The organism is Glycomyces tenuis DSM 44171 (assembly GCF_000427885.1).
Lineage (GTDB): Bacteria > Actinomycetota > Actinomycetes > Mycobacteriales > Micromonosporaceae > Glycomyces > Glycomyces tenuis.
On record NZ_ATYW01000003.1, the window covers coordinates 289284 to 315094 of the forward strand.

At 72.2% G+C, this 25811-nt stretch carries 23 protein-coding genes; 13 read left to right on the forward strand and 10 right to left on the reverse strand.

Features of this window, described 5'->3' with window-relative positions:
- Positions 1-134: 134 nt before the first annotated feature.
- Both YWW_RS0106295 and YWW_RS0106300 read right to left on the reverse strand, forming a co-directional pair.
- Positions 135-1037 carry an inorganic polyphosphate kinase gene (locus YWW_RS0106295; RefSeq protein WP_026929445.1) on the reverse strand — a complete coding sequence of 301 codons (903 nt, stop codon included), beginning with the start codon at positions 1035-1037 and terminating at the stop codon, positions 135-137.
- Positions 1034-2035: an SPFH domain-containing protein gene (locus YWW_RS0106300; protein WP_026929446.1), complete on the reverse strand. Its 1002-nt coding sequence runs from the start codon at positions 2033-2035 to the stop codon at positions 1034-1036. Before YWW_RS0106300 ends, YWW_RS0106295 begins: the two co-directional genes overlap by 4 nt.
- A gap of 68 nt (positions 2036-2103) precedes the next feature.
- Here YWW_RS0106300 and YWW_RS0106305 point away from each other — a divergent pair, with 68 nt between their 5' ends.
- A complete protein-coding gene (locus tag YWW_RS0106305) occupies positions 2104-2784 on the forward strand; it encodes an NUDIX hydrolase (RefSeq protein ID WP_026929447.1) in 681 nt (226 codons plus the stop codon).
- A gap of 114 nt (positions 2785-2898) precedes the next feature.
- Here YWW_RS0106305 and YWW_RS0106310 read toward each other — a convergent pair whose 3' ends face one another.
- Positions 2899-7611 carry a CHAT domain-containing protein gene (locus YWW_RS0106310; RefSeq protein WP_026929448.1) on the reverse strand — a complete coding sequence of 1571 codons (4713 nt, stop codon included), beginning with the start codon at positions 7609-7611 and terminating at the stop codon, positions 2899-2901.
- A gap of 51 nt (positions 7612-7662) precedes the next feature.
- Between YWW_RS0106310 and YWW_RS0106315 the strand changes: the two genes are divergently transcribed.
- The 4 genes from YWW_RS0106315 to YWW_RS0106330 all read left to right on the forward strand — a co-directional run bounded on the left by YWW_RS0106315 (position 7663) and on the right by YWW_RS0106330 (position 9979).
- Entirely contained in the window at positions 7663-8031 is a 369-nt protein-coding gene (locus YWW_RS0106315) for a hypothetical protein (RefSeq protein ID WP_026929449.1), read from the forward strand.
- A gap of 3 nt (positions 8032-8034) precedes the next feature.
- A complete protein-coding gene (locus YWW_RS0106320) occupies positions 8035-8961 on the forward strand; it encodes a hypothetical protein (protein WP_026929450.1) in 927 nt (308 codons plus the stop codon).
- Between the two features lie 320 nt (positions 8962-9281).
- Positions 9282-9506, forward strand: a complete 225-nt coding sequence (locus YWW_RS0106325) for a hypothetical protein (RefSeq protein ID WP_026929451.1) — start codon at positions 9282-9284, stop codon at positions 9504-9506.
- Positions 9506-9979 carry a hypothetical protein gene (locus tag YWW_RS0106330; RefSeq protein WP_026929452.1) on the forward strand — a complete coding sequence of 158 codons (474 nt, stop codon included), beginning with the start codon at positions 9506-9508 and terminating at the stop codon, positions 9977-9979. The genes YWW_RS0106325 and YWW_RS0106330 overlap by 1 nt, the downstream gene beginning before the upstream one ends.
- A gap of 222 nt (positions 9980-10201) precedes the next feature.
- Here YWW_RS0106330 and YWW_RS0106335 read toward each other — a convergent pair whose 3' ends face one another.
- From YWW_RS0106335 to YWW_RS0106345, 3 genes are all read right to left on the reverse strand, one after another.
- Positions 10202-11080 (reverse strand): SRPBCC family protein, encoded by an 879-nt coding sequence (locus YWW_RS0106335; protein ID WP_026929453.1) that lies wholly within the window; start codon positions 11078-11080, stop codon positions 10202-10204.
- Positions 11077-11400: an ArsR/SmtB family transcription factor gene (locus YWW_RS0106340; RefSeq protein WP_026929454.1), complete on the reverse strand. Its 324-nt coding sequence runs from the start codon at positions 11398-11400 to the stop codon at positions 11077-11079. Before YWW_RS0106340 ends, YWW_RS0106335 begins: the two co-directional genes overlap by 4 nt.
- A gap of 84 nt (positions 11401-11484) precedes the next feature.
- Positions 11485-12150: a type 1 glutamine amidotransferase domain-containing protein gene (locus YWW_RS0106345; protein ID WP_026929455.1), complete on the reverse strand. Its 666-nt coding sequence runs from the start codon at positions 12148-12150 to the stop codon at positions 11485-11487.
- Positions 12151-12253: 103 nt separating this feature from the next.
- On the opposite strand from YWW_RS0106345, the gene YWW_RS0106350 reads away from it, so the two are divergent.
- Positions 12254-12973, forward strand: coding sequence for a DUF981 family protein (locus tag YWW_RS0106350; RefSeq protein ID WP_026929456.1), 720 nt, complete (start codon positions 12254-12256; stop codon positions 12971-12973).
- Positions 12974-13007: 34 nt separating this feature from the next.
- Here the strand turns inward: YWW_RS0106350 and YWW_RS0106355 are convergent, their stop codons facing one another.
- The 3 genes from YWW_RS0106355 to YWW_RS0106365 all read right to left on the reverse strand — a co-directional run bounded on the left by YWW_RS0106355 (position 13008) and on the right by YWW_RS0106365 (position 16372).
- Positions 13008-13778 carry a hypothetical protein gene (locus YWW_RS0106355; protein ID WP_026929457.1) on the reverse strand — a complete coding sequence of 257 codons (771 nt, stop codon included), beginning with the start codon at positions 13776-13778 and terminating at the stop codon, positions 13008-13010.
- Between the two features lie 37 nt (positions 13779-13815).
- Entirely contained in the window at positions 13816-15084 is a 1269-nt protein-coding gene (locus YWW_RS0106360) for a hypothetical protein (protein WP_026929458.1), read from the reverse strand.
- Between the two features lie 103 nt (positions 15085-15187).
- Complete coding sequence (locus YWW_RS0106365; protein ID WP_026929459.1) at positions 15188-16372, reverse strand: homogentisate 1,2-dioxygenase; 1185 nt, start codon at positions 16370-16372, stop codon at positions 15188-15190.
- Positions 16373-16530: 158 nt separating this feature from the next.
- Between YWW_RS0106365 and YWW_RS0106370 the strand changes: the two genes are divergently transcribed.
- Positions 16531-17328 carry a hypothetical protein gene (locus YWW_RS0106370; protein WP_026929460.1) on the forward strand — a complete coding sequence of 266 codons (798 nt, stop codon included), beginning with the start codon at positions 16531-16533 and terminating at the stop codon, positions 17326-17328.
- Positions 17325-18530, forward strand: a complete 1206-nt coding sequence (fahA, locus tag YWW_RS0106375; protein ID WP_026929461.1) for a fumarylacetoacetase — start codon at positions 17325-17327, stop codon at positions 18528-18530. The genes YWW_RS0106370 and fahA overlap by 4 nt, the downstream gene beginning before the upstream one ends.
- Here fahA and YWW_RS0106380 read toward each other — a convergent pair.
- Positions 18517-19008, reverse strand: a complete 492-nt coding sequence (locus tag YWW_RS0106380; RefSeq protein WP_026929462.1) for an Lrp/AsnC family transcriptional regulator — start codon at positions 19006-19008, stop codon at positions 18517-18519. The genes fahA and YWW_RS0106380 overlap by 14 nt on opposite strands.
- Before the next feature lie 133 nt (positions 19009-19141).
- Between YWW_RS0106380 and hppD the strand changes: the two genes are divergently transcribed.
- From hppD to hutI, 5 genes are all read left to right on the forward strand, one after another.
- Complete coding sequence (hppD, locus tag YWW_RS0106385) at positions 19142-20359, forward strand: 4-hydroxyphenylpyruvate dioxygenase (RefSeq protein ID WP_081687237.1); 1218 nt, start codon at positions 19142-19144, stop codon at positions 20357-20359.
- A 136-nt stretch (positions 20360-20495) separates the two neighbouring features.
- A complete protein-coding gene (gene hutU, locus YWW_RS0106390; RefSeq protein ID WP_026929464.1) occupies positions 20496-22133 on the forward strand; it encodes a urocanate hydratase in 1638 nt (545 codons plus the stop codon).
- A gap of 29 nt (positions 22134-22162) precedes the next feature.
- A complete protein-coding gene (locus YWW_RS0106395; protein WP_026929465.1) occupies positions 22163-23368 on the forward strand; it encodes an allantoate amidohydrolase in 1206 nt (401 codons plus the stop codon).
- On the forward strand, positions 23362-24660 hold the full coding sequence (locus tag YWW_RS0106400) for a formimidoylglutamate deiminase (protein ID WP_026929466.1): 1299 nt from the start codon (positions 23362-23364) through the stop codon (positions 24658-24660). Before YWW_RS0106395 ends, YWW_RS0106400 begins: the two co-directional genes overlap by 7 nt.
- A complete protein-coding gene (gene hutI / locus YWW_RS0106405; RefSeq protein ID WP_026929467.1) occupies positions 24657-25811 on the forward strand; it encodes an imidazolonepropionase in 1155 nt (384 codons plus the stop codon). The genes YWW_RS0106400 and hutI overlap by 4 nt, the downstream gene beginning before the upstream one ends.

The window sequence follows — 25811 nt, forward strand, 5'->3', positions numbered from 1 at the left end:
GTGTCCTCATGTGGTGACGCGTGCCGGACCGGCACGCAGCGGCGGGGGCTTCATCTTGAGCGGCAAGGTGTCTCGATCCGGGGCCCGTCCGGGCGGGGCTGGGGCCTCGGCTTCTCGTTCATGCCGTGTTCTCCCTAGTCGGGGACGACGAGGCGGAGGTGGTGGTCGGCCAGTCCGATCGTGATCTGCTGGCCCCAGGTGACGGTGAGATGGTCGGACTCGACGCCGTCGGCGAAGACCACGAGCCGCTCGCTCTCGCAGACCAGCCGCAGCCGCTCGCCCGCCCGCAGCACGCCGGAGGTCAGCGAGACACCGGTCGCCGGGGACGGCCATGCCTCCCGGACGAACCAGGACAGGGACGACTCCTCCGGCGAGGGCGGCGGCTCGCTCCAGCCGCGTTCGGCGGCGATGGAGGCGCTCCAACCGGTGGCGCCGGTGCCGGTGCCGATCACCACGCCCGAGGACGACTGGCGCTCGTGCAGCCCGTTCGCGCTGATGAGCCGGTAGCGCGCGGACTGGTGGGTGGCGTGGCCCGCGTACACCTCGTTGAGGCCGGCCAGCTCCTGGCCGTCGTCGAGGCGGGCGGCGACCATGGTGAGCCGCCGGACCGCCGCCGCGCCCTCGGCCGCCGCCTTGAGCGCGGCGGCGACCGAGTCCGGGCGGAAGCGGACCATCACGCCGGGGTTGCGGTCCGGCTCGGGATCCACTCCGATCACCGCCTGACCGGTCAGGTACTTCGCGAGGTTGGCGACCAGCCCGTCCTGGCCGACGGCGATGACCAGGTCTTCTGGCGCGAACAGGAAATTGGGCAGGTCCGCTCGGTCCACCCGGCCCCGGCGCCAGTCGGCCGGGACCAGCGATTCCACCTCGGTGAGCGCCGCCCGCAGGACCTCGTGCCGAGCGGTGATCTCCTCCAGGTCGCGGCCGCGCCGGCGCAGGAAGTGCTCCGCCGCGGCGCGGGTGCCGTGTCGGGCCAGCAGCTCGTCCAGCTCGCTGCGGCGGCTGACCACCACCGCCCTCGGTGCCAGTGTCGTCATCGCGAGCCGCCGCCGAGCCGGGCGAGGACGCCGGTGAGGAGGTCCGGGGTGATCGTGAGCTGGTCGATCTCGGGCAGCCGCCCCGCGAGTTCGCGCAAGGCCAGCGCCTGGAGCACCGCGGGCGGCAGCTCCCGGTAGGCGGCGAGGCGGGCCGTCTCCGCCTCGGCCTCGGCCGCGCCGACCGCTCGCACCCTGTCGGCGTGGGCGGCGGCGAGCGCGCGGTCCTTCTCCGCCCGGCCCTGGGCGAGGACCAGTTCCGCGGCCGCGGACAGCTCGGCCTTCCGCCGGTCGTTGGCGCCCTTCTGCTCGACCAGCCGCTGCTCGCGCCGGGCCAGCTCGATCTTGTTCTGCAGCTCGTTCTCCGCGATGGCCCGCTCCCGCTCCACGGCCTGGGCCCGCCGCGCGTAGGTGGCCTTGTCCGCGTCCTGCTGGACGGCCTCCCGAGTCGGGGTCTGCAACGACCGCTCCAGCTCCGGTTCCGGCCGGATCGCCACCACTCGGGCGCTGACCACGGCGACCCCGATGTCGCCGAGGCGGGCGTCGTCCGACAGCGCCGCGGCGACCGTCTCGCGGACCTGGGCGATGGCGCTGGTCAGCGCCTCCGCCAGCGGCAGGCGGGTCAGCAGGTCGAGGGCGGGCTGCTGGGCCAGCTCGGTGAGGAGGGTCGCGATCTGGTCGAGCGGGCGGGCGCGGGCCCCGCCGCGGTAGGGGTCGACGGAGAAGTCGAGCCGAGCGGCGGCCAGCGCGGGGTCGGCGATCCGGTACGTCACCGTGGCCTGGACGGTGACGTCGGCGAAGTCGGCCGTGCGGGCGTGGAACAGCAGCGGCAGTTCCCGGTCGTCCACCGGGACCTCGGAGAGCACTGCCACCAGCGGGCGGTACCAGAACGACTGCCCGGTCCCCTCTTTGGAGAGGCGGCCCCGTTTCTGGAACCGCACCCAGGTGGTGGGGGTGCCGCGCAGGTGGCGCAGGAACAACAGCTTCGTGACATCGGCCATGAGGGTGCCTCCATTTCTCGTCATTTTGACGATAACAGTCGTGCTAGATTATCGTCAAGGTGGTGATAATGAGTTATCCGGTGTTCGCGGTCACTGTCGACCTCGTGGTCCTCACCGTGCGGCAAGGCGAGCTGCACGTGCTCCTGGTGCGGCGCGGCTGCGAGCCCCACCTCGGCCAGTGGGCGCTGCCCGGCGGGTTCGTCCACGCCGACGAGGACCTCTCCACCGCGGCGCGGCGCGAACTGACCGAGGAGACCGGCCTGGCCGGCCCGGGCGGGCACCTGGAGCAGCTCGCCAGCTACGGCACGCCCGACCGCGACCCGCGCGGACGGGTGGTCACGGTCGCCTACCTGGCCCTCCTGCCCGACCTCCCCGCTCCGACCGCCGGCACGGACGCGGCGGCGGCCGCGTGGCGGCCGGTCGGCCGCCACGGCCTCGCGTTCGACCACGACCGCATCCTCGCCGACGGCGTCGAGCGCGCCAGGTCCAAGTTGGAGTACACCCCGCTCGCCACCGCGTTCTGCCCGCCCGAGTTCACGATCGCCGCGTTGCGGACGGTCTACGAGGCGGTCTGGGGCGAGTCGATCGATCCGCGGAACTTCCACCGCAAGGCCACCACCGCGCCGGGTTTCGTGGAACCCACCGGGCGGTCGACCGAAGGCGAGCCCGGACGACCCGCCAAGCTGTACCGGCGCGGAGACGCCGCCCTCCTCAACCCCCCGATCCTGCGCCGCAGGCCCGAGGGCTGAGCGGCCGGGCCGATGGAGCGCTCGGCGAGCGATCGCCGCGCGAACCGAGTTCCATCGCAAGGCTTTCAGGGCCTCCGCTCGTGCGGTGCCGGCCGGTCGCTTCGAGGCTGCCGTTCACGGTCCCGTGTGGATGTAGGCCGCCCACCGGATCGGGTCGTCCGCCTCGCTTCGCAGGCGCTGGACGGCCCGGTGTAGGGCGCGGGCGGCCTCGTCCGGAGCGAGATCGCCCGTGTCCGAGGGCCGCAGTTCTTCGTAGAACTCCTCGGTGAGGCGGCGGGCGAACTCGTCGTCCACGGTCCATTGCGCCGCGACGACATGGGCGAAGCCCGCCAGTTGCAGTGCCCCCGACAAGTGCAGGGCCTCATCGGGCACCTCGGCGGTGCCGCGGGCGGTCTCGCAGGCCGACAGGAACGCCAAGCGGGCGTCACCGAGGCGAAGACGCGAGATGTCGGTGACCGTCAGCGTCTCCGACTCGCCCCGCTCGCCGCAGTACAGGACGCCGCCCGCCGCGTCGTTCCAGTCCTGCCTGCCGTGGCCGGAGAAGTGCAGCATCGGATGTTCGAGGAGCGCTTGGAGGATCGCGGCCCGCGAGGCTTCCGATCCCTTGAGGAGGGTCGCTCCGGGGAGCCGCTCGGTGAGCATATGGGCCTCGGCGCGGGCATGCGGCAGAGGCGCCAGCCCTGGGACCTCGGACTGGTCGACCACGAGGATCCCGCCGGCCGGCCTCGCCCGGTGCCCGCCGTCCAAGGCGGCGAGCGACCGCAGGGTGGTGGTGTACGAGCAGACGTACCGATCGGGGAGGGTCCGGGGGCCCGTCCCGATCGCTCGGTTCCGTCCCGGTCGACTCTGGGCCCGCTCCGGCGCGGGCGAGTCGTCGTAGCGGCCGGCGGCGTGCAACGGCAGGAGCGAGAGCAGCCCGGTGGGGCACCACCACAGCCGTGAAGGCGAATCAGTGCCGTCGGGACCGAGCGACAGCCGTTCGAGTTCGGTCAGAACCGGCTCGGCGACCGCGTCCCACAGCCACACCAGCGTGTCCTTCAGCGTCAGTTGCGCGCGCCAGGTCGCGGCCGGGCCCTCTCCGTGCGCCGCCAGGGCGTCGAGCAGTTCGGCGGTCCGGGTCCGCAGGCCCTTCTCGCCTTTGGGCCCGTCGTCGACGCGCAAGTCGGGCAGCGGGACCGTGGAGATGCGGCCGCCGGTGACGATGAAGGCGTCGCAGCGCAGATCGCTGGTGTTGACCACGATCACCGGTCCGTCCGCCGCCGAGGCCCGCAGCCTGGTGAGGGACGGCGGCCGCTGGAAGTCCTCCAGACCGGGCAGCCCCCTCGCCCGCGAGACGAGGTCGTCCAGTTCGCGGGCGAGCTCGCGACGGCGGTCGACCTCCATGCGCTGGTGTTGCGCCAACGCGTCGACGCCGGTCCCGGCCGCGCCGAGGGCGCCGCCCTCGCCTCCCAGGTCCCCGGCCATGAAGTCCATAGTGGGGACCGACACGGTCTCGATCCGGGCCCTGACCCGTGTGATGCGCTCGGCCAGATCCGGATCGCGCTCGCGCAGTTCGGCCATGTCGTCCCGCGCGTCGAGGGCGTGGGCCAAGAGGATGCCACGGCCCTGCTCGAGGAGCTGGAGCGCCTCTTCCGGCCGGCCGGCGTTGAGAGCGATCGCCGCCGCCTCGGAGGCGATTCCCGCGTTCTGGCCGAGCGCGAGGACCCGGTCGTCGTGTTCGAGTCCGTGCCAGGCCAGCCGGGGCAGCTCGCCGATGGCGGCGCGCGACGCTTCGAGCGCCTGATCCCAGCCCCGCACTCCCGCCACGGCCAACTGCCGGGCCGTCCGGCGCCAGATGGAGGTGATCCGGAACCGCAGCATCGTCGTCGCGGCGGGGAGCTCCAGCGCCTGACGGAAGCAGTCGAACGCCTCGTCCAGAGGGGCGGAGGACCACCACCGCATGCCGGCGACGAGGACCGAGCCGAGGTTCATCAGCGCGCGAGCGCGCTCCGGGTGCTCCTGGGGGAACAGCCGCACGGCGGTCCGGCCCGCCGTGGCCGCCTCCTTGACGTCCTTTCGGCGGCCACCGGCTTCGTGGAACCGCGCGGTGAGCGCGATCGACAGGTTCATGTGGTAGATCGGCAGCGACGGGTGGTCCTCGGGGCAGACGCGGATCGCCTCGCGCAGGGCGGTGATCGCCTCGTCGACGTCGCCGGGCCGCCGATGCGGGGACGAGAACCGGTGGCGCAGCGCGGTGGCGAGGGTGGATTGGAACACCATGCGCCGCGCGTGGCCGGGCCGCACGGAGTCCGCCGCGGCCCTGGCCGCCTCGACCGCCGCGTCGACGTCGGCCGCCTCCCCGGTGCGCTCGAACCTGGTGACCAGGGCGATCGTGAGGTTGTTGCGGTACCTGATCAGGCCCTCTCGGGTGGCCCGCGGATGCCGTATCGCCTCGCGGGCGCACGTGATCGCCTCGTCCAGGTCGGCGGGGGAGCCAGACTGCGAGAACCGGAGGCGGACGGCGGATCCGAGGTTCGCGAGGTGCATGGGGCGCCGCAGGTCGTCGGCAGGGGTGGCGGCCACGGCCTCGCGGTGGGTCCGCACGGCCGCCTCCAGGTCATCGGCGTCGCCTGTCCGGGTGTACCTGGCCATCAGGGCGTTGGCGAGATTGGTCGAGTACGCGACGCGGTCCGCATGGCCGGCGGGGAGCGAGTCGAGCGCCTCGCGGCTCCACTCGACCGCCCGGTCCAGGTCGTCGCGGTTCCCGCTGCCTTCGGCCCGGATCCGCAGCGCCATGCCGCGATTGGTCAGCGACTTGGCCCGATCTCCCGCGGTGACGTTCTCGACCGCGCCCGCCTTGTCGAAGTACCGCAGGGACTCCTCCATCAACGCCGGGTCCTGATACCGGTCGTGGGCGGCATGGAGGGTCTGGGCGAGATTGAAGTAGACCTGGTGCGCATGAGGGTCGGCGTCGCCGTTCAGCGACCGCTCGGCCCGGCGGTGCCATTCCAGGGCCCGGTCGAGGTCGTCAGTGTCGTCGCTCAAGACGAAGCGCCGCAGGAACGATCCGCCGAGGCTCGATTCCTCCCGCGCCAGATCCTCTCCGGACGCGTTCAGGGCGATCGACTCCCGGTGCGCCGCGATGGCGGCGTCGAGATCCTCCAAGGAGTGCGTGCGCGCCGCCCGGTGGTACAGGGCGTTGCCCAGTTCGTTGGCGCATTTGAGCCGGGACCGGCGGTGAAAGCCGTCCAGCAGCGCCCGGGCCTCGCGCAGCACCGCCACCGCCTCCTCGCCGACATCCACATTGAAGTCTCCGGCCAGGGCGTTGAGCCCCTCGCCGAGCAGTCCCAGGGCCATGCCGCGGTCGCTCCCCGCTTCGGCATACGCGTCGAGCACCGTGCGGGCCTCGCCGACGGCCGCATCGAGATCGCCCCGGTCCCCGGTGCCGCGGTACTTGTTCAGCAGTGCCTGCGCCAGTTCGAACCGCGACATCGACGCGAAATGGCTCTCGCCGGCCTCGTCGATCGCCTGCCGAAGGAGGGCGATCGCCCGGTCGATCTCGGCCGGCTCCCGTGCGTGCTTGAACCGGTGCGCCAGCGCGTTGCCGAGGTTCGACAGGCATGCCTGGTGCTGCGGGCCGGTCGGCAGCGAGACCGCCAGCGCCCGCTCGGCCGCCGCGACGGCCGCGTCGTGGTCGGCGTCCTCGCCCGAGCCTTCCGCTTTGGTGCGCAGGACGGCGCTGAGATCGATCAGGCACCTGGGGAGCTCTGGATTGCCCGGAGCGCAGCCCTCCACCGCGGCCCTGGCCGAGCGCTCGGCCTCGGCCAGGTCGAAGGCGTCGCCGTAGTGCTGGAAGCGTTTGCGGTGGGCTTCGGCCAGGGCCGTCCGGCAGGCCGCGTCCAACGGGCCGCCGTCGGCAGAGTCGGGCACCGACCGCTGGAGCACCTCGACCGCCAGATCGAGGTCGCCGGGGTCGGCGCTGTGATCGAAGCGCAGCAGCAGGGCGTTCCCGGCGTTGTAGCCGAAGCCCGGATCCGGTTCGGGTGCGGCTCGGACCGACCGCTGCCCGAACTCGACGGCCTCGTCCAGGTCCGCCGCCGAGCCTCGCATGAGATAGCGCGTGTACAGCGCCGAGCACAGGCCCGACAGGTACGCCGGCAGCATCGGGTCCTCCGGCCGGGCCAGGTCGAGCGCCTCGCGACCGGCCGCGACCGCTTCCTCCAACTGCTCGGTGACGCCGCTGTACGTGTGGTGGTCGCGCAGCGCCCCGCACAGCGAGGACAGCAGCGCCGGGCGGGCCGGGTGTGTGCTCGGCAGGACCTGGAGGACGGTGCGGCACATGCCGATCACGCTCTCCAGCGTGTCGCGGTCACCGCCGCTGCGCCAGCGCAGGTACAGCTCGTCGAAGCGGCTGGCCAGGGCCTCGAAGTCGTGGACGGGCGGCATCTCGGCCGCCGCGACGGCCTGGCGCAGTTCCAAGGGCACCTCGTCCGGCGCGAAGAGGTGGATCACGGCGTACAGGTTGAGCGTCAGGCGCGCCTCGGCTTCGAACCCGGGTGCGGTCGGGCCGAGCAGCTCGCAGTGGAGGTAGTGGTAGGCGGCGACCGTCGACAGGGCGCCCATGTCCAGGACGTAGAGCTCGGGTTCGGCGGCCCCCGGCGCTTCGAGGACGCGGATCAGCATCGGGCGGATCGCGAGCGCCGCGGCCTCCGCCTCGGGTTCGAGGATCGCGGTGCGGTTCTGGTGTTCCAGCAGGGACCTGACGCGCTCGTTGAGGTCGAGCGCGAGCTGTTCTACTCGCGCCCAGCCGATCTCGCCGCCCGCCTGGGCGCCAGGGGAATCCGACACAGCCTCAAGCATGACATGATGAACCATCGGGTGCTGTACGGGAGGAAGAGGATGGATCGTCCGGAACTGCTCGCCAAGCTCTGCGAGGCGCTGCCTGGGCTGCGGGAGGTCGCCGCCGCGCACGGTTTGAGCGGCGGCCTCGAGAAGGTGCTGAAGGCCGCTCGAGACGGCGAGTCGATCGAGGAGCCCTTGCGCGCCATCGGCTTGTTCTCGTTCATCACGTCCGTGACCGTGCGGGGCCCCGGTGCCGAGCACTCCGGAATGGTCGGTGTGCCCGGTATGGAAGGCGGCGGGCACGTCGTCACCGGCGTCTACCGGTGCCCCAACGGCGCCTGCGGCCGGATCGAACACCCCGCCGCCGGCGGGGACCGGCCCTCGTGCGGGGTCTTCCGCGATGCCCTGCGATACGAATCGAACTGACTCATGACCGCCGTGCTCGCAGAAATGGGCGGCCGCCTCGCCGAACGCTGGGCCTCCATGCTGATCCTGCCGGGGTTGGTGTTCACCCTCGGCGCGGCCGGAGCCTGGCGGCTCGGCCACGCGCACTGGGCCGATCTGGACCGCTTGTCCGAGACCGTCGGCGAACTGGAGGCGGGCTCGGCGTGGTCGGTCCTGGTCGTGGGCCTGCCGCTGCTGTCGGTCGCGTCCGCGCTGGCCTCCCGCTCTGTGGCGGCCGGCTTGTCCCGCTTGTGGTTCGAGCCTTGGCCGCGGGCATTGGCGTGGCTCGGTAAGCGGCTCCTGGAGTCGCGTCGGAGCCGTTGGAAGGCGGCGAACGAGGAGTTCGTCAAGGCGAGGGACGAAGGCGGCGCGCTGAAGGCCGAGCACGGGTCCGACTCGGGCGCCGTGGACGAGGATGTCGAGGCGTCCAGGCAGGAGCGGCTGGACGCCTTGGCGGGCAGGCGGAACGCGATCGGCTTGCGCAAGCCGTCCCGGCCGACCCGGATGGGGGACCGCCTGCGGGCGGTCGACCAGCGGGTCTGGTCCTGGTACAGGCTCGACCCGGTGTTCACCTGGCCGCGCCTGTGGCTGGTCCTGGGCGAAGCCGAGCAGCAGACGCTGCGCGCGGCGCGCGACCGGATCGACGCGTCCGTGGGCCTGTCCGGATGGGGCGTGCTGTGCCTGGTGCCCGCATTGTGGTGGTGGCCTTCGGTGTTCATCGCCGTGGGGCTCTTCGTCGTCGGATACCGGCAGACCAGGGATGCCGTGGAAGCCTTCGCGCAGCTCGCCGAGTCGGCCTACGACCTGCGGGGCGCGACCCTCGCACGGGAGCTCGGCTTCGACGTCCCCGAGGGCCCGCTGTCGCAGTACATGGGGGAGCAGATCACCGCCCACCTGCGGAAGCACAGTTGACACCGGTGGGCTGACCGGAGACCGCCGCGCGGCTGACGCTGTGATTTCAGGCGCACTTTCGAGGGTGTGGTCCGGTCGGTCCCGATCCGAGTCCGAGGGGCTCATCCGAGTACTTGAACATGAAAACGGGTTCCGCGGAGCGGGCCCTGTTCGTTCTGCCTGGACGGCGTCGCCGACACGCGTCGAACACTTCGCAAAGTGCCGGTTCCAACACTCTTCATGCTGCTCGCACCCCCGAACGGTATTTGCAAAGGCTTGTCCCGATTCCGGGGATTCGGCGCCTTCGCGCAGAGCCGCAACCTCCCCGAGGAGAACGCAGAATGGTCCTCACGCCAGATACGTCGGGCATCGCCGTCAACACCGCGCTCGACGCCGCCCGGGAGCAGGCCGGCGTGCCCAGCGGGATCGACCTCGCGGCCCTGAACGAGAAGGTCGAGCGGATCCAGCAGCAGTCGATGCGGCAGCTCGGCTCGTTCATGTCGAGTCTGGGCGCGGCGCACGGGCGGATCGTGCAGTCCGCGGCCGAGGCCAAGGGTGTCAACTGATGTCCGGTTTCGACATCGACACCGACGGCCTCGACAAGGGCGGCCAGGGCGTTGCGGCCACGGCCGGGGGCTTCTTCGCCGCCATCGACGCCTTCGCCTCCCGCATCGAGGGCGTCACCGAAGCGTGCGGGAGCGATGAGATCGGCGGCCTGATCGAGCAGGCGCACGCCGAGATCTTCGCGTGGGCCAAGGAGTGCTTCGCCGAGGCCGCGCGGTCCATGGCGGACGCCGGCATCGACGTGCGCGATTTCGCCGCGCAGCACCTGAACACGGACAACGAGATATCGCGGGCCTTCGTCCAGATCGCCCCGAGATGGAAGGCGGTGCCTGAGGGCGATCATGCCTCCCTCCGAACTGGCGGGCCTGCTCGGCATCCTCGGATACGAATGGCCGCAGTCGAACGAGGACAACCTGATGGCCTTCGGCCAGGCCTGGACGGAATTCGGGAGCGAGCTGACCGACATCCTCAGTGAAGCCGACACCAACGCCTCGCGGGTCTGGACCGAGCACCCCGGCGCGGTGCGCGCGTTCCGCCCTGAACTGCCCACCCCGCTCGCGAGCCTGCTGCTGTGGGAATGGACCTGGGAGCGGCCCCACCCCTACCGCGGGCAGCTGGGCATCCCCGCCACCGGGCCCGCTCAGGCGCCGCCGGTCGTTCAGGAGGGCCGCCTTTCGGCGGCCCTCCTGCTTCGTGTTCAGGCCGCCGCGAGGCGGGCGGCTTCGCCGGCTATGCGCGCCACCGCCCCGGCGCCCCACTGCTCGACGGCCTCGTCCAGCTCCGCCTCGTCGCCGCCGCGCACCTCCAGGAAGAGGCGGGCGCCGTGGCCCGTGCCCTCGCCCAGCCGCAGCCGCACCTCGTCCCCGGGCTCTCCGGCCGCGACCTTGAACGCGAACACCCGCGGGGCGTCGACCTCGGTGGCGGTGCCGAGCAGCACCTCGGGGGCCTGAGGCGGGCGGAACTCCTCGCTGATCGCCGGAGCCCGCCGCTGCTCGCCGCTGTCGCGGTCGACGCCGAAGAACAAGTCCCAGGCCGTCTCGGCCGAGCACGTGAGCTGCCGCTCGAAGCGGACGTGCCAGCCGGCGCCGGTGCGCGTCACCTCCGGCTCGTCGAGCCCGAACCGCGCCACGAGCTCCTCGTGCCGCTCGACGGCGCTGCCCGAGGGAGCCGGCTCCGCCCCGGCCAGGACGTCGCTCAGACCGGCGAGGCACATCTCCCAACCGGTCGCGAAGCTCGCCGCGCCCCCGAGGTCGTCGAAGTGCTGGGTGAGGACGAAGACGGTCCGCTCGCCTTCGGCGCGGAGCTCGAAGTCGACGCGGTCGCCGCCCCAGGTGAACGAGAGGTACCGGGGCGGGTCCACCTCCAGCACCGCACCGGAGGCGCTCTCGCCCTCGAAGCCGCCGAAGCGGACCCGCCCGCCCGGCTCCAGCTCGAACTCGGCCTCCGAGGGGAACCACTGCGCGAGGCTCTCCGGTGCGGTCACCGCGCGCCACACCCGGTCGATCGGGTGGTCGTAGCGGCGTTCGACCCTGACGGCCGGACGCTCCCGGTCGGTGAGCAGTCGGGGATCGGTCATCGGTTCTCCTCTTCGTCGCGCATGGTGTCGAGCCGCTCGCCCAGCAGGTCGAGCCGGTCCTCCCACATCCAGCGGTAGGGCTCGAGCCACTCGGCCATCTCCTTCAGCGGCTCGGGGCGCAGCTCGTACCAGCGGCGCTGCGCGTCCACCCGGACGGTCACGAAGCCCGAGTCGCGGAGCGTCCGCAGGTGCTTCGACATGATCGGCTGGCTGATGCCGAGCTCGTCGGCGAGTTCGCCGACGGATTTCGGGCCGTGGCGGAGCCGCTCGACGATCTTCCGCCGAGCGGGCAGCGACAGCACCTCGAACGTCGACAACATGAAGCCAGCATACCGCAGGGAGTATATACCGTCAAGAGTATGTACGCGGCGTCGGGCATAGGGCCCGACGCCGGCACCGCCGGTCTACGAGATCGCCTCGACCACCAGGCGCGCGGTCTTCGCCGCCGAGGCCGGGTTCTGTCCGGTCACGAGGCGGTCGTCGGCCACGGCGTACTCGCCGAACTCCTTGCCGCCCTCCCAACGCGCGCCGCGCTCCTCCAGCCGGCTCTGCAGCAGGAACGGGACGACGTCGTCGCGTTGGACGGCGGCCTCCTCCGCGTTCGTGAACGAGTTGAGCCGCTTGCCCGCCACGAGGTAGGACCCGTCGGAGAGCTTCGCGTTCACCAGGGCCGCCGGGCCGTGGCAGACCGAGGAGACCACCCCGCCGCGCTCGTAGATGTCGACGGCGGCATCGGTGAGGGCCTTCGAGTCCGGGAAGTCCCACATGGTCCCGTGCCCGCCGACGAAGAAGATCGCGTCGTACCGGCTCGGATCGATCTCGCTCGCGCTGGGCGTCGACCGCAGGCGCTCCCGCTCGCGGTCGAGGAACTCCCGCTCGACCGGGTCGTCCTCGTCGAAGCCCTCGCTCGGCGGCTCGCCGCCCTCGACCGACACGAAGTCGACGTCGACGCCGGCGTCGCGGAAGACCTGCCACGGGCGCGCGGCCTCCGGCACGGTGTACCCGGTCCGCTCCCCGGTGTCGCCCAGCTCGGCATGGCTGGTCAGCGCCATCAAGACGTGCTTGCTCATCGCTGCTCCCTCGATTCGACTGCGAGCTCGCCGGGTACCCGCGCCACCGCGATTAATCCTCGAACACCGGGACTCACGGCCCTCGGGCTCCTACGATCCGCATATGGCAACGGGGGAGATCGTCGCGCAGGGGCTCAAGATCGACTGGGCCCAGATGCCGACCTACAACACCGTCATGTCAGTCGCCGCCGGCGCCGGGCTGCTCATGGTCGTCGGCCTCATGCGCCGCCTCGGCGACGCCGACCGGCCGCTGGCCGCCGAGGGCTGGGCGATGGGCTTCGGCGTCGTCGGCGCCGTCCTCGCCGTGACCGGCCTGCACATGACCTTGACGTGGCCGCTCGCGGCGGGCGGCTTCCCCTTCGACAACGTGATCTTCGGCGAGCCGAGCCTCGCCTTCGGCGTGCTGCTGCTGTTCGCCGCGTTCTACCTGTGGAAGAGGGCCGAAGCGCTCGAGGCCGCCCCCGACCGCTTCGCGATGCTCGCCGCCGCCGCGCGCCCCGTGTCGGTCTTCGTGCTCGGCATGGGCCTGGCCTGCTTCGGCATCGCCGCGGCCGGGGTGGGCTACGAGCTGTTCGCCGCCCCGCCCGAGGAGCCGATATCGGGCGAGTTCGCCGAGCACCCGATGATCGAGGCGGTCTTCATCTCCGGCCTGTACGCCCTGGTCGGCGTCGGCGCCGTCCTCTTCCCGCTGGCGCTCAGGCCCGGACGGCGCGCGGTGACGGCGGTGGTCCTCCTCGTCTGGTTCCTCTCGGGCCTCGCGTTCCTGCTGTTCGGGGCCCTGAACTACTTCACCCACATCGGGCTGATCGTCAACACCATGTAGCGGGCCTCGGACCTCGGCGTCCGGCGCTGGCGCCTCAGCCCCTCCAGGCGGACCCGGGTATGCGCCGCGCGAAGCCGGTCACCAGCTCGATCCGGTGCGGAACGGTCTCGACCAGGAGCGGTTCGTGCCGGGCCGCGTAGCAGAGCCCGCCCTCGAGCACCAGCACGGTCTTGGCCGGTATGTCCTGCTCGGAGAGCCAGCGTCGGACGTCTCCGGTGAGCACCAGGCGCATCTGGTCCGCATCGGCGCCCAGGACCCCGAACGCGCGGTCGAAGGCGCGGTCGCCGGTCCGCAGCCGAAGCCTGCGGTGCAGCCACAGCGAGAGGCGCATCCGGTTCCGGGGCGCGACCATCAGGGGCAGGGCCGAGCCCGGCAGCGCGGTCGCGACGGCGTTGCCCCAGGCGTAGCCGAGCGCCTGCCCCAGCGCCGTCTTGGGGGCGGGGCGCGCCGGATGCCCGTGGCGCGTCCGGTACTGCGCGATCCACACCGCCGGCTCGGGGCTCGTCCGGCTCATCAGGTGGGTGAGCTCGCCGGCCCCCCGCGGGCTCGCCGTGACGCCTTCGAACAGCCGCCGACTCGTCCCCTCCAGGCCTCGGGGCCTCCCGATCGGCAGCAGCGCCTCGGCGTCGCCGGCCGGATCGGCGGTCAGGGAGCAGCCGTGCGCCCGGGCCCCCGCCGGAAGCGTCCGGTCCTGGCGGGCGATGGCACGGGCGCGGCGTGCATAGGTCCAGGCGACGCCGAGCACCAGGGCGGCGAGCAGCGCCAGGACGAGCGCGTTGAAGACGGTCGTGAATTCGAGGCTCATGATCGGAGGATGCCACCGGAGCGGACGCGGCCCGCGCTCACTCGGGCCTGAGCCCGTCGAAGGCGTCCTTGATCTCCTGGTCGATCGACTCCCAGTCCTCGGCGCTCCGCTTGAGCTTCTCGGCGGACCCGTTCAACGCGTCCTGGCTCAACTTGATCTTCGCGATCATCTCGCCCGCGGTCTCCTTGTACTTCTCCTCGAACAGGATGCCGCACAGGCCCCAGGTCATCTCGCCGTCGACGGCGGTGCCGGCGGCCTCGGCGATGTTGCCGGCGCCGGTGGCGAGCGGGCGGAGCCTGGACTCGGCGTCGCTGATGGCCTGGATGTCGGCGATGACGATGCCGGCGGACACCGTCGAATCCGTCGACTGCCCGTCGGCGGGGGAGTGGAAGAGGTTGCCGACGAACGCCTGCCCGGCGTTCCCCAGCGCCGTGGAGGCGCTGCCGGCCATGGTGAGCAGGATGCCCTGCGTGCGGGTGAGCGCCTGCGAACCCGAGATCGCCACGCATACCTTGGCGAAGCCGTTCGCGATCCTCATCGCGTCCTTGGTGAAGCCGAGCGCCTTGAGCACCGCGCGAGCGGCGTCGCCGACCATCTTGCAGATCGCGGCGGCCACCGAGGAGCCGAAGGTGACCACCGCGCCGGCGGAGCCGGCGATCGCCGATTCGATCAGCTTCGCGATCAGCCAGCTGATGACCCATTTGATGGCCTCTTTGATCAATTCGGCCATCATCTGCGCCAGCCCCATGAGCTGCTCGATGCCCCCGGTGTTGTGGCCCATGGCGCTGATGCCGGCGGCGAGCTCGTCGAGCTTCGTCTTGGCGGTGTTACCGTCCATTGTAGACCAGTTTGCTATGTCGGGGACGACCGCCGCCGTGTCCTGCGAGAGCTGCTTCAGCGCCTCGCCGATCCGGCCCCACAGGTCGATCCGGTCGCGCATGGCGCCCGGATCGCCGCTGACCATGTGCAGCAGGTCCTCCAGCGGCTTGACGAGCGCGAGCACGATGTCGAAGCCCATCGAGACCACGGTCTGGAGGGCGGAGAAGGGAGAGCCGAACGCGCCGATCTTGGCGGCGAAGTCGGCGAGCGTCCCGGCGATGCCGACGCAGGAGCCGGCGATGTCGGAGGCATCCCCCTCGCCCATGGCCCACAGGTTGCTGCGGATGCTCTCGATGTGGCTCAGCCCGGGAGCGGCCATGAGCCCCGAGACTGGTCTGATGTGGTCGGTGGGGGAGAGGGCCTGGTCGCCCTCTTCCTTCCAGTCGTCGGTGTCGGTGTCCACCTCGATCGGCTGTTGGTCGCTCATGCGCGGTCCCGGGGTGATGCGAGCAGCTACATTTGGATATTTCAATATTACTGAACGCTGGCGACCGCCGCGGTCCTCGAAGGACGCGCCCGCCCCGCTTCCCTCAGAGGACCGGGTCGCGGTTCCACGTCCAGGCGTAGTTCGTGTCCTCGCAGTCCAGGGCCGCCTCGCACAGCTCCAGCGGGCGGAACGTGTCGATCATGACCGCCAGCTCGTCGAAGCGGTCGGCGCCGATCGAGCGCTCGGGGGCGCCCGGCTGCGGACCGTGGGTGAAGCCCGACGGGTGGAGCGAGATCGAGCCCTGCTCGATCCCCGAGCCGCGCCTGGCCTCGTAGTCGCCGCCGCAGTAGAACATGACCTCGTCGGAGTCCACGTTGTGGTGGTTGTACGGGACGGGGATCGCGTCCGGGTGGTAGTCCACCTTGCGGGGCACGAAGTTGCAGATCACGAAGTTCGGGCCCTGGAAGACCTGGTGGACCGGCGGCGGCTGGTGGATGCGCCCGGTGATCGGCTCGAAGTCGTGGATCGAGAACACCCACGGGTACAGGCACCCGTCCCAGCCGACCACGTCGAACGGGTGGTGCGCGTAGGTGAACTTCGTCCAGATCGTCGACGAGCCCCGGCCGCGGTGCTGGACGTAGACGTCCACGTCCTCGCCGTCCACCAGGAGCGGCTCGCCGGGGCCGCGCAGGTCCCGCTCGCAGTACGGCGAGTGCTCCAGGAACTGCCCGCGCACCGAGAGGTAGCGCTTGGGCGGCGTGATGTGGCCGGTCGACTCGACCACGAGCGTGCGCAGCGGCTCCCCTCCGGTGGGGACGACCCGGTAGATCGTCGACATCGGCATGATCAGGTAGTCGCCCTGGGCGATGTCGATCGCGCCGAACGAGGTCTCGACGTGCGCCGAGCCCGACTCGACGTAGAGGCACTCGTCGCCGATGGCGTTGCGGTACAGCGGGGACGGCTTGTCGGCCACCGCGTAGGAGATGCGGCAGTCGGCGTTCGACAGCAGGTGCTCGCGCCCGAAGACCGCGTCGCCGGCGCCGTCGAGCTTGTGCGTGCGCAGATGGCGCGGCTTGAGCGGGTGGTTCGGCACCGGCTCGGCCTTCTCGGGACGGTGCTCGGTGCTGGAGCTGATCGCGGTGGGCCGGTACCTGTGGTACAGCAGCGAGGAGTCCGAGGAGAAGCCCTCCTGGCCCATGAGCTCCTCGGAGTAGAGGCTCCCGTCGTCTCGGCGGAACTGCGTGTGTCGCTTGTCGGGGATCTGCCCGACCGAACGGTAGAACGGCACGACGACTCCTTTGTCGGTGCGCGAGCCGGTGAGGTTACGGGCCCGCTACGGGTGGCTATGCCCCTGAGGATAGCGGCCCGCGGGAGGCGCGGCTCGCGAGCTTCGCAGAGGCCGCGGTCCTTGTCGACATCTCGCCGCCGCGGCACTACCCTCATGGCATGTCCGACGCCATCCCTGCGGTGCTGCAGGGCCTCATCGACGACGCGGCGGTGTTCCCGCCCGGGAACGCGGCGCTCGAGGACGCCGTCCCGGCGCACCGCGGCCACCGCCAGTCCTGGTACGCGCCGATGACCGGCCCGCTCCTGGTCCCCGCCGGACGCCTGCCCGAGCTGCGGCCCGGCCGCACCGAACTGCGGATCGGCGTCGTCGTCGACGTCGAACCCGAGCAGGTGGGCGAGCTCGTGGGCGCCCTCGACGAGTCGGTGGCCGTGGTCCACTACGAGTCGCGCGCCGCCCTGCACCGCCTCGTCCCGGCCGCGAAGGAATGGGGCGCGCCGGTCTTCGCCGAGCTCCCCTTCGGCGAGGACGGCCTCGACGCGGTCGTCGGCACCGGCCTGATCCCGAAGTTCCGCACCGGCGGGCTCGCCGCGGAGTTCTTCCCGCCCCCCGAGGTCCTGGCCGCCTCGATCGTCGGCTGCGCGCGGCGCGACCTGCGGTTCAAGCTCACCGCCGGGCTGCACCGGGCGATCCGCCACCGCGACCCCGAGACCGGCTTCGTCCACCACGGCTTCCTCAACGTGCTCACCGCCTCCGCCGAGGCCGCGGGCGGCGCGGACGAGGCCGCCGTGGCCGCCGTCCTGGCCTCGACCGACACCGAGGACCTGGTGGGCCGGGCCCGCGCGGTCGCCGACCGGCCCCGGCCGCTGTGGACCGGCTTCGGCTCGTGCAGCATCATGGAGCCGCTCGAAGACCTGATGGCACTGTCACTGCTGGAGAGAGGCGGAGCGGCATCGTGAGCTGGGTCGAAGGCGCCGACGGCGGCCCGTACGGCATCCACCACCTCCCCTACGGGATCTTCTCCACCGCGAAGGACCCCACGCCGCGCGTCGGCGTCCGCATCGCCGACCAAGTGCTCGACCTGCGAAAACTCGCCACCGGCACGTTCTTCCTGCCGTGGATCCGCCCGGCGTTCCAGGAGCAGACGCTCGGCGCGTTCATGGCGATGGGCCGGCCCGCCTGGCGCCTGGTGCGCCTCCAGCTGACCGAGCTGCTCAACGCCGCCCGCTACCGCGAGCAGTCCGCGACGCTGCTCACGCCCATCGGCAAGGCGCGGATGCACCTGCCGTTCGACGTGGCCGACTATGTGGACTTCTACGCCTCGGAGCACCACGCCACGAACCTCGGCCGGCTCTTCCGGCCGGACGGGGAGGCGCTGCTGCCGAACTGGAAGCACCTGCCGGTCGGCTACCACGGCCGCGCCGGGACCGTCGTCCCCTCCGGCACCCCGATCAAGCGGCCGAGCGGCCAGCGCAAGGGCCCCGGCGGCGAGATCGGCTTCGGGCCGAGCCGCCGGCTCGACATCGAGGCCGAGGTCGGCTTCGTCGTCGGCGCCCCCACCGAGCCGGGCTCGCCGGTCGCCGCCGACGACTTCGCCGAGCACGTCTTCGGGGTCGTCCTGGTCAACGACTGGTCGGCCCGCGACATCCAGGCCTGGGAGTACCAGCCGCTCGGGCCGTTCCTCGGCAAGTCGTTCGCGACCTCCATCGGCCACTGGGTGACGCCGCTGGAGGCCCTGGAGGCGGCGAAGACGGCCGCGCCCGAGCAGGACCCCGCGCCGCTGGACTACCTCAAGGAGTCCGAGCGCTTCGGCTACGACCTGGCGCTCTCGGTGAGCTGGAACGGCGTCGAGGTCGCACGGCCGCCGTTCGCGCAGCTGTACTGGACGCCCGCGCAGCAGCTCGCGCACATGACCGTGAACGGGGCGAGCCTGCGCACCGGCGACCTCTTCGCCTCCGGCACGGTCTCGGGGCCCGAGGCGGACCAGCGCGGCAGCTTCATCGAGCTGACGTGGGGCGGGGCGGAACCGGTCCGCCTCGACGGCGCCGAGCGGACCTTCCTGGAGGACGGCGACACCGTGACGATCGGCGCCACCGCGCCCGGGCCGGGCGGCGAGACGATCGGCCTCGGTGAGGTCACGGGCACGATCACCGCCGCTTGAGGCCCGCGGCGTCGGCCACCAGCGGGAGCGTCCGGTGGGGGATCTGCTCGGCCAGGGCGATCACCGTCGAGGCCCGCAGCACGCCCTCGCACGCCAGCACCCGGTCGATCACGCCCTGGAGCCCGGCGTTCGTGCGCGCGACGATCCGGCACAGCATGTCGCCGGTGCCGGTCACGGTGTGCGCCTCGAGCACCTCGGGCACGCGCGCGAGGTTCCGCGCCACCGAGTCGTGGCCCACGGCCTGGCGCAGCTCCAAGGTCACGAACGCCATCACCGGGTAGCCGAGCGCGGCCGGGTCCACCTCCGGCCCGTAGCCGCGGATGACGCCGCGCGCGGCGAGCTTGTCCATGCGCGCCTGCACCGTCCCCCTCGCCACGCCGAGGCGCCGGGAGCATTCGAGGACGCCGATGCGCGGTTCGTCCCCCAGCAGCGCGATGAGCCGGGCGTCGAGCGCGTCGATCGATGAATCACTGGTCATGTTGACCAGTCTACGGGTCCTCCGGCAGGGCGATCTGTGCAAGATGTCCATTGATTTCCGTGCGACTTGCCCGAACGTGAGAGACTGGTGATGATCAAGGCCACAACCCCGCCCGCGACTGGAGGAGACGGCCATGGTCGACACCGCGAACAGTGGACAGATTCACGACTCCGCAAGCGCCGTCGAGGGTGAAGCCCGCCTCGTCGGAGCGGTCGAGCACGACATCAGCGAGGACGCCTTCCCCATCAAGGGCTGGGACCACGTCCGGTTCTATGTGGGCAACGCCAAGCAGGCCGCCCACTACTACTCCACCGCCTTCGGCATGACCTGCACCGCCTACCGCGGCCCCGAGCAGGGCTACCGCGAGCACGCCGAGTACGTGCTGCGCTCGGGCGGGGTCGCGTTCGTGCTCGTCGGCGGCGTCACCGCCGACTCGGCCGCCACGAAGCACCATGCCGCCCACGGCGACGGCGTCATCGAAGTCGCCCTCGAAGTGCCCGATGTGGACAAGAACTACCGCTACGCGGTCGAGCAGGGCGCCATCGCCCTCGAGGAGCCGCACGACCTCACCGACGAGCACGGCACCGTCCGGGTCGCGGTCATCGGCACCTACGGCGAGACCCGCAACGTCCTCATCGACCGCTCCGGCTACACCGGGCCGTTCCTGCCCGGCTTCGCCGCCCGCGGGCCCATCGTGGACCGAGGCCCCGCCGTCGCCGCCGGCCTGGAGCCCAAGCGGTACTTCCAGGCGATCGACCACATCGTCGGCAACGTCGAGCTCGGCCGCATGCGCGAATGGGTCGAGTACTACGAGAAGGTCATGGGCTTCACCAACATCGTCGAGTTCGTCGAGGACGCCATCGCCACCGAGTACTCGGCGCTGATGAGCAAGGTCGTCGCCAACGGCACCCGCAAGGTCAAGTTCCCGATCAACGAGCCGGCGCCGGGCAAGAAGAAGTCCCAGATCGACGAGTACCTCGAGTTCTACGGCAGCCCCGGCGTCCAGCACATCGCGCTCGCCACGAACGACATCCTCGCCGCGGTCGACGCCATGCGCGCGAACGGCGTCGAGTTCCTCGAAGCGCCCGACGCCTACTACGACGACCCCGAGCTGCGGGACCGCATCGGCGAGGTCCGCGTCCCGATCGAGGAGCTCAAGGAGCGCCGCGTCCTGGTCGACCGCGACGAGGACGGCTACATGCTCCAGATCTTCACCAAGCCGCAGCAGGACCGCCCGACGGTGTTCTACGAGATCATCGAGCGGCACGGCTCGCTCAGCTTCGGCAAGGGCAACTTCAAGGCCCTGTTCGAGGCGCTCGAGAAGGAGCAGGAGAAGCGCGGCAACCTCTAGGCCCGCCGTCCGGGCGCGGCCTCCCAGCGCCCGGACCGGGTCCTCCCGGCTCCGCGGGAGCCGGGCCCATGTGTCGTCCCGGGGGCGGCCGGGAACTCTGCAAGACTGGCGTCACCTCACAGCGAAGGCGGACCGGATGCGCGCACCACACGGCACGACCCTGCACTGCCGCGACTGGCAGGCCGAAGCGGCCTGGCGGATGCTCCAGAACAACCTCGACCCCGAGGTCGCCGAGCGCCCCGAGGACCTCGTGGTTTACGGCGGCACCGGCAAGGCCGCCCGCAGCCGGGCCGACCTCGAGGCGATCCTGCGGACGCTCCAGGGCCTCGAACGGGACGAGACGATGCTCGTCCAGTCGGGCCGCGCCGTCGGCGTCATGCGCACCCACGAGTGGGCGCCGAGAGTGCTGCTGGCGAACTCGAACCTCGTCGGCGACTGGGCCACCTGGCCCGAGTTCCGGCGCCTCGAAGCGCTCGGGCTCACCATGTTCGGGCAGATGACCGCCGGCTCGTGGATCTACATCGGCACCCAGGGCATCCTCCAGGGCACCTACGAGACCTTCGCGGCCGTCGCCGCCAAACGCTTCGGTGGTTCGCTGAAGGGCACGCTCACGCTCACCGCCGGATGCGGCGGCATGGGCGGGGCCCAGCCGCTGGCGGTCACCATGAACGACGGCGTCTGCCTCATCGTCGACGTCGACCCCGAGCGCCTGCGCCGCCGCGTCGACCAGCGCTACCTCGACACCGTCGCAGGCGACCTCGACGACGCCGTCGACCAGGCCTTGGCCGCGAAGAAGACCGGCGAGGCGACGTCGATCGGCCTGGTCGGCAACGCCGCCGCCGTCCTCCCCGAGCTCCTCGCCCGCGGTGTGCCGGTCGACGTCGTCACCGACCAGACCTCCGCGCACGACCCGCTCAGCTACGTCCCCGAAGGCGTCGACCACCGTCGGGCGCCCGAGCTCGCCCGAGCCGACCCCGCCTCCTTCACCGAGCGGGCCCGCGCCTCCATGGCGAAGCACGTCGAGGCGATGGTCGGCTTCCAGGACGCGGGCGCCGAGGTCTTCGACTACGGCAACTCGATCCGCGGCGAGGCCCTCGAAGGCGGCTTCGAGCGCGCCTTCGACTTCCCCGGCTTCGTGCCCGCCTACATCCGGCCGCTGTTCTGCGAGGGCAAGGGCCCCTTCCGCTGGGCCGCGCTCTCGGGCGATCCGGCCGACATCGCCCGCACCGACGAGGCGATCCTCGAGCTCTTCCCCGGCAACCGGTCCCTGCACCGCTGGATCTCCCTGGCCCGCGAACGCGTCGCCTTCCAGGGCCTGCCGGCCCGGATCTGCTGGCTCGGCCACGGCGAACGCGACAAGGCCGGGGCCCGCTTCAACGAGATGGTCGCCGACGGCACCCTGCGGGCCCCCGTCGTCATCGGCCGCGACCACCTCGACTGCGGCTCGGTCGCCAGCCCCTACCGCGAGACCGAGGGCATGCTCGACGGCTCCGACGCCATCGCCGACTGGCCGCTGCTCAACGCCCTGGTCAACACCGCCTCGGGCGCCAGCTGGGTCTCGATCCACCACGGCGGCGGCGTCGGCATGGGACGGTCCCTCCACGCCGGGCAGGTCACCGTCGCCGACGGCACGCGCCTGGCGGCCGAGAAGATCGAGCGGGTCCTGTCCAACGATCCGGCCATGGGCGTCATCCGCCACGTCGACGCCGGATACGAATCGGCCGAGCGGGTAGCCCGGGAGCACGGGATCAGGATCCCGACCCGGGAAGCCTGAACGCACGCACCGACACCGAGGGGGAAGCGATGGACGCCGCCGAGTTCAGGTCGCTGTGGGACGGACTGACACCGATCGGGCTGTCCCAGCAGGGTGGCTACCTGCGGTACTCGTGGAGCGAGGCCGACCAGGCCTGCCGCAACTGGTTCCGCGCCCAGGCCGACAGGCGCGACATGGAGATCGAGACCGACAAGAACGGCAACCTCTACGCCTGGTGGGGCCCGCGCCACGAGCGGAACGCGGTCCTGACCGGCAGCCACTTTGACTCGGTGCCCCACGGCGGCGCCTACGACGGCCCGCTCGGCATCGCCTCGGCGTTCCTCGCGATCGACGTCCTGCGCGAGGCGGGCGCGAAGCCGCGCCGCCCGATCGGCGTCGTCGCCTTCACCGAGGAGGAGGGCGGCCGCTTCGGCGTGCCGTGCGTCGGCTCCCGCCTCATGACCGGCGCCCTCGACCCCGACCGGGCACGGGGGCTCACCGACGCCGACGGCATCACACTCGCCGAGGCCATGGACGCCACGGCCGCCGACCCGACCATCCTCGGCGCCGACCCCGAGCGCCTCGACGGGATCGGCGCCTTCGTCGAGCTCCACATCGAGCAGGGCCGCGCCCTCGACGGCGCGGACGCGCCCGTCGGCGTCGCCAGCGCGATCTGGCCGCACGGGCGCTGGCGCTTCACCTTCACCGGCGAGGCCAACCACGCCGGGACCACGCTCCTGGCCGACCGCTGCGACCCGATGCTGACCGCCGCGTTCATGGTCCTCGCCGCCCGCAAGGAGGCCCGGATCGTCGGCGGCCTCGCCACCGTCGGGCGCGTCGAGTCCGACCCCGGCGCCGCCAACGTCATCCCCGGGACCGTCCGCGCCTGGCTCGACGCGCGCGCCCCCGACCAGGCCGACCTGGACCAGATCCTCGAAGGCGTGCAGTCCAAGGTGAACGAGCGGGCCGAGCGGGACCGCACGCAGGTGTCCGTCACCGCCGAGTCCGAGACGCCCCTGGTCGACTTCGACGGCGGCCTGCGGGACCGGCTCGCGGCCCTCCTTGGAAGTGCCCCGGTCCTGCCGACCGGCGCCGGGCACGACGCCGCGATCCTGGCCGCGCACGTCCCCACCGCGATGCTGTTCGTCCGCAACCGCACCGGCGTCTCCCACGCCCCGGGCGAGCGGGCCGACGACGAGGACTGCGCCGCCGGAGTCGACGCGCTCGCCGCGGTGCTGCGGGAGCTGGCGTGCTGACCTACTGGGCCGAACGGGCCCAATTGGCGACGGGCGTGGCCGAGGCGGTCGCGATCGAGACAGCCGAAGGCCGCATCACCTCGGTCACGGCCGGCGTCGAGGCGGCCGGGGCCGAAGTCCTGCGCGGCCTCGTCCTGCCCGGCCTGGCGAACGCCCATTCGCACGCCTTCCACCGGGCCCTGCGCGGCCGCACCCACGGCGAAGGCGGCACGTTCTGGGAGTGGCGCGAGCGGATGTACGCCCTCGCCGAACGCCTCGACCCCGACTCGTACTTCCGCCTCGCCAGGGCCGTCTACGCCGAGATGGCCCTCGCCGGGATCGCCTGCGTGGGGGAGTTCCACTACCTGCACCACGCCCCCGGCGGGCGGCCCTACACCGATCCGAACGCGATGGGCCAGGCCCTCATCGCCGCCGCGGCCGACGCCGGCGTCCGCATCACCCTCCTGGACGCGCTGTACCTCGCGGGCGGCTTCGGCGAGCCCCTCGCAGGCGCGCAGCGCCGCTTCGGCGACGGCGGCCTCGAAGCGTGGATGAACCGCGTCGACAAGCTCGACGCGGCCCCGCACGCCGTCGTCGGCACCGCCGTCCACTCGGTCAGGGCCGTGCCCGACGCGGCGATCGAGGCGTTCGCCTGCTCCACAGAGGGCCGGCCCGTCCACGTCCACGTCTCCGAGCAGCGCGCCGAGAACGAGGCCTGCCGCGCCGAGCACGGGTGCAGCCCGACGCAGCTGCTGGAGCGGCGCGGGCTGCTCGGCCCCGACCTGACCGCCGTCCACGCCACCCACCCCACGGGAGGCGACCTCGAGCTGCTGCGCCGCTCGGGCGCCACCGTGTGCCTGTGCCCCACCACCGAACGGGACCTCGCCGACGGCATCGGCCCGGCCCTCGCCATGGCCGAGGCGGGCATCCCGCTGTCGCTCGGCACCGACTCGAACGCCGTCATCGACATGTTCGAGGAGGCCCGCGCCATCGAGATGCACGAACGCCTCACGACCGAGCGGCGCGGCCGATTCACCTCCGCCGAGCTGCTCGCGGCCATGACCCGCCACGGCAGCCTCGGCTGGGACGACGCCGGGCGCATCGCCCCCGGCCTGCGCTGCGACCTGGTGGCCGTCGCGCTCGACTCACCGCGCACCGCCGGGGTCGCGCCGGACGGCCTCCTGTACGCCGCCACCGCGGCCGACGTCACCGACGTCGTGGTCGACGGGCGCCGCGTCGTCTCGGGCGGCCGCCACACCGCGATCGACACGGCCGCCGAACTCGCCGAGACGATAGGGGAGCTGTGGCGATGAGCCTCCTGGTCGACAACATCGGCGAGCTGTTCACCGCCGACGAGGAGCACGGCGTCAGGAACGACGCCGCCCTCGTCGCCGACGGCGGCGCCGTCGTCTGGATCGGCCCGGCCGCCGAGGCGCCCGCCGCCGACGAACGGCTCGACGCGGCCGGGCGCGCCGTCGTCCCCGGCTTCGTCGACAGCCACGCCCACCTCGTCTTCGCCGGGGACCGCACCGCCGAGTTCGCCGCGCGCATGAGCGGCGAGCCCTACACCGGCGGCGGCATCCGCACCACCGTGACCGCCTCCCGCCGCGCGAGCGACGACGAACTGCGCGCCACCTGCGCCCGCCTCACCGCCGAGATGCTCCGCCAGGGCACCACCACCGTGGAGATCAAATCCGGCTACGGGCTCACCGTCGCCGACGAGGCACGGCAGCTGCGCATCGCGGGCGAGTTCACCGGCGAGACCACCTTCCTCGGGGCGCACACCGTCCCGGCCGCCACCGACGCCGAGGAGTACGTCGATCTGGTGTGCGGCGAGATGCTCGACGCCTGCGCCCCGCACGCCAAATGGGTCGACGTGTTCTGCGAAAGGGGCGCCTTCGACGGCGACCAGGCCCGCCGGGTCCTCACCGCCGGCGCCGAAGCGGGGCTCTCGCCGCGCGTCCACGCCAACCAGCTCACCGCCGGGCCCGGCGTGCGGCTCGCCGTCGAACTCGGCGCCGCCTCGGCCGACCACTGCACCCACCTGAGCGACGCCGACGTCGACGCGCTCGCCTCCGGCTCGACGGTCGCCACGCTCCTGCCGGGCGCGGAGTTCTCCACGCGATCGCCCTATCCGGACGCGCGCAGGCTCATCGACGCGGGCGCCGCGGTCGCCCTCGCCACCGACTGCAACCCCGGCTCGTCCTTCACCAGCAGCATGGCCTTCTGCATCGCGCTGGCCGTGCGCGAGATGGGCATGACCCCGACCGAGGCCGTCGCCGCCGCCACCGCGGGCGGCGCGAAGGCGCTGCGCCGAGACGACGTCGGCCGCCTCGCGATCGGCGCCCGCGCCGACCTGGCCGTGCTCGACGCGCCGTCACACGCGCACCTGGCCTACCGGCCGGGCACGCCGCTCGTCACAGCCGTCGTACGGGGCGGCACCGTCGTACACCAGGAGCCCTGA

Bases quoted from the DNA above. Each gene is read 5' to 3' on its own strand.
- YWW_RS0106295 (WP_026929445.1), bottom strand. From the start codon at position 1,037: ATGACGACACTGGCACCGAGGGCGGTGGTGGTCAGCCGCCGCAGCGAG.
- YWW_RS0106300 (WP_026929446.1), bottom strand. From the start codon at position 2,035: ATGGCCGATGTCACGAAGCTGTTGTTCCTGCGCCACCTGCGCGGCACC.
- YWW_RS0106305 (WP_026929447.1), top strand. From the start codon at position 2,104: ATGAGTTATCCGGTGTTCGCGGTCACTGTCGACCTCGTGGTCCTCACC.
- YWW_RS0106315 (WP_026929449.1), top strand. From the start codon at position 7,663: ATGGATCGTCCGGAACTGCTCGCCAAGCTCTGCGAGGCGCTGCCTGGG.
- YWW_RS0106320 (WP_026929450.1), top strand. From the start codon at position 8,035: ATGACCGCCGTGCTCGCAGAAATGGGCGGCCGCCTCGCCGAACGCTGG.
- YWW_RS0106325 (WP_026929451.1), top strand. From the start codon at position 9,282: ATGGTCCTCACGCCAGATACGTCGGGCATCGCCGTCAACACCGCGCTC.
- YWW_RS0106330 (WP_026929452.1), top strand. From the start codon at position 9,506: ATGTCCGGTTTCGACATCGACACCGACGGCCTCGACAAGGGCGGCCAG.
- YWW_RS0106335 (WP_026929453.1), bottom strand. From the start codon at position 11,080: ATGACCGATCCCCGACTGCTCACCGACCGGGAGCGTCCGGCCGTCAGG.
- YWW_RS0106340 (WP_026929454.1), bottom strand. From the start codon at position 11,400: ATGTTGTCGACGTTCGAGGTGCTGTCGCTGCCCGCTCGGCGGAAGATC.
- YWW_RS0106345 (WP_026929455.1), bottom strand. From the start codon at position 12,150: ATGAGCAAGCACGTCTTGATGGCGCTGACCAGCCATGCCGAGCTGGGC.
- YWW_RS0106350 (WP_026929456.1), top strand. From the start codon at position 12,254: ATGGCAACGGGGGAGATCGTCGCGCAGGGGCTCAAGATCGACTGGGCC.
- YWW_RS0106355 (WP_026929457.1), bottom strand. From the start codon at position 13,778: ATGAGCCTCGAATTCACGACCGTCTTCAACGCGCTCGTCCTGGCGCTG.
- YWW_RS0106360 (WP_026929458.1), bottom strand. From the start codon at position 15,084: ATGAGCGACCAACAGCCGATCGAGGTGGACACCGACACCGACGACTGG.
- YWW_RS0106370 (WP_026929460.1), top strand. From the start codon at position 16,531: ATGTCCGACGCCATCCCTGCGGTGCTGCAGGGCCTCATCGACGACGCG.
- YWW_RS0106380 (WP_026929462.1), bottom strand. From the start codon at position 19,008: ATGACCAGTGATTCATCGATCGACGCGCTCGACGCCCGGCTCATCGCG.
- hppD (WP_081687237.1), top strand. From the start codon at position 19,142: ATGGTCGACACCGCGAACAGTGGACAGATTCACGACTCCGCAAGCGCC.
- hutU (WP_026929464.1), top strand. From the start codon at position 20,496: ATGCGCGCACCACACGGCACGACCCTGCACTGCCGCGACTGGCAGGCC.
- YWW_RS0106395 (WP_026929465.1), top strand. From the start codon at position 22,163: ATGGACGCCGCCGAGTTCAGGTCGCTGTGGGACGGACTGACACCGATC.
- hutI (WP_026929467.1), top strand. From the start codon at position 24,657: ATGAGCCTCCTGGTCGACAACATCGGCGAGCTGTTCACCGCCGACGAG.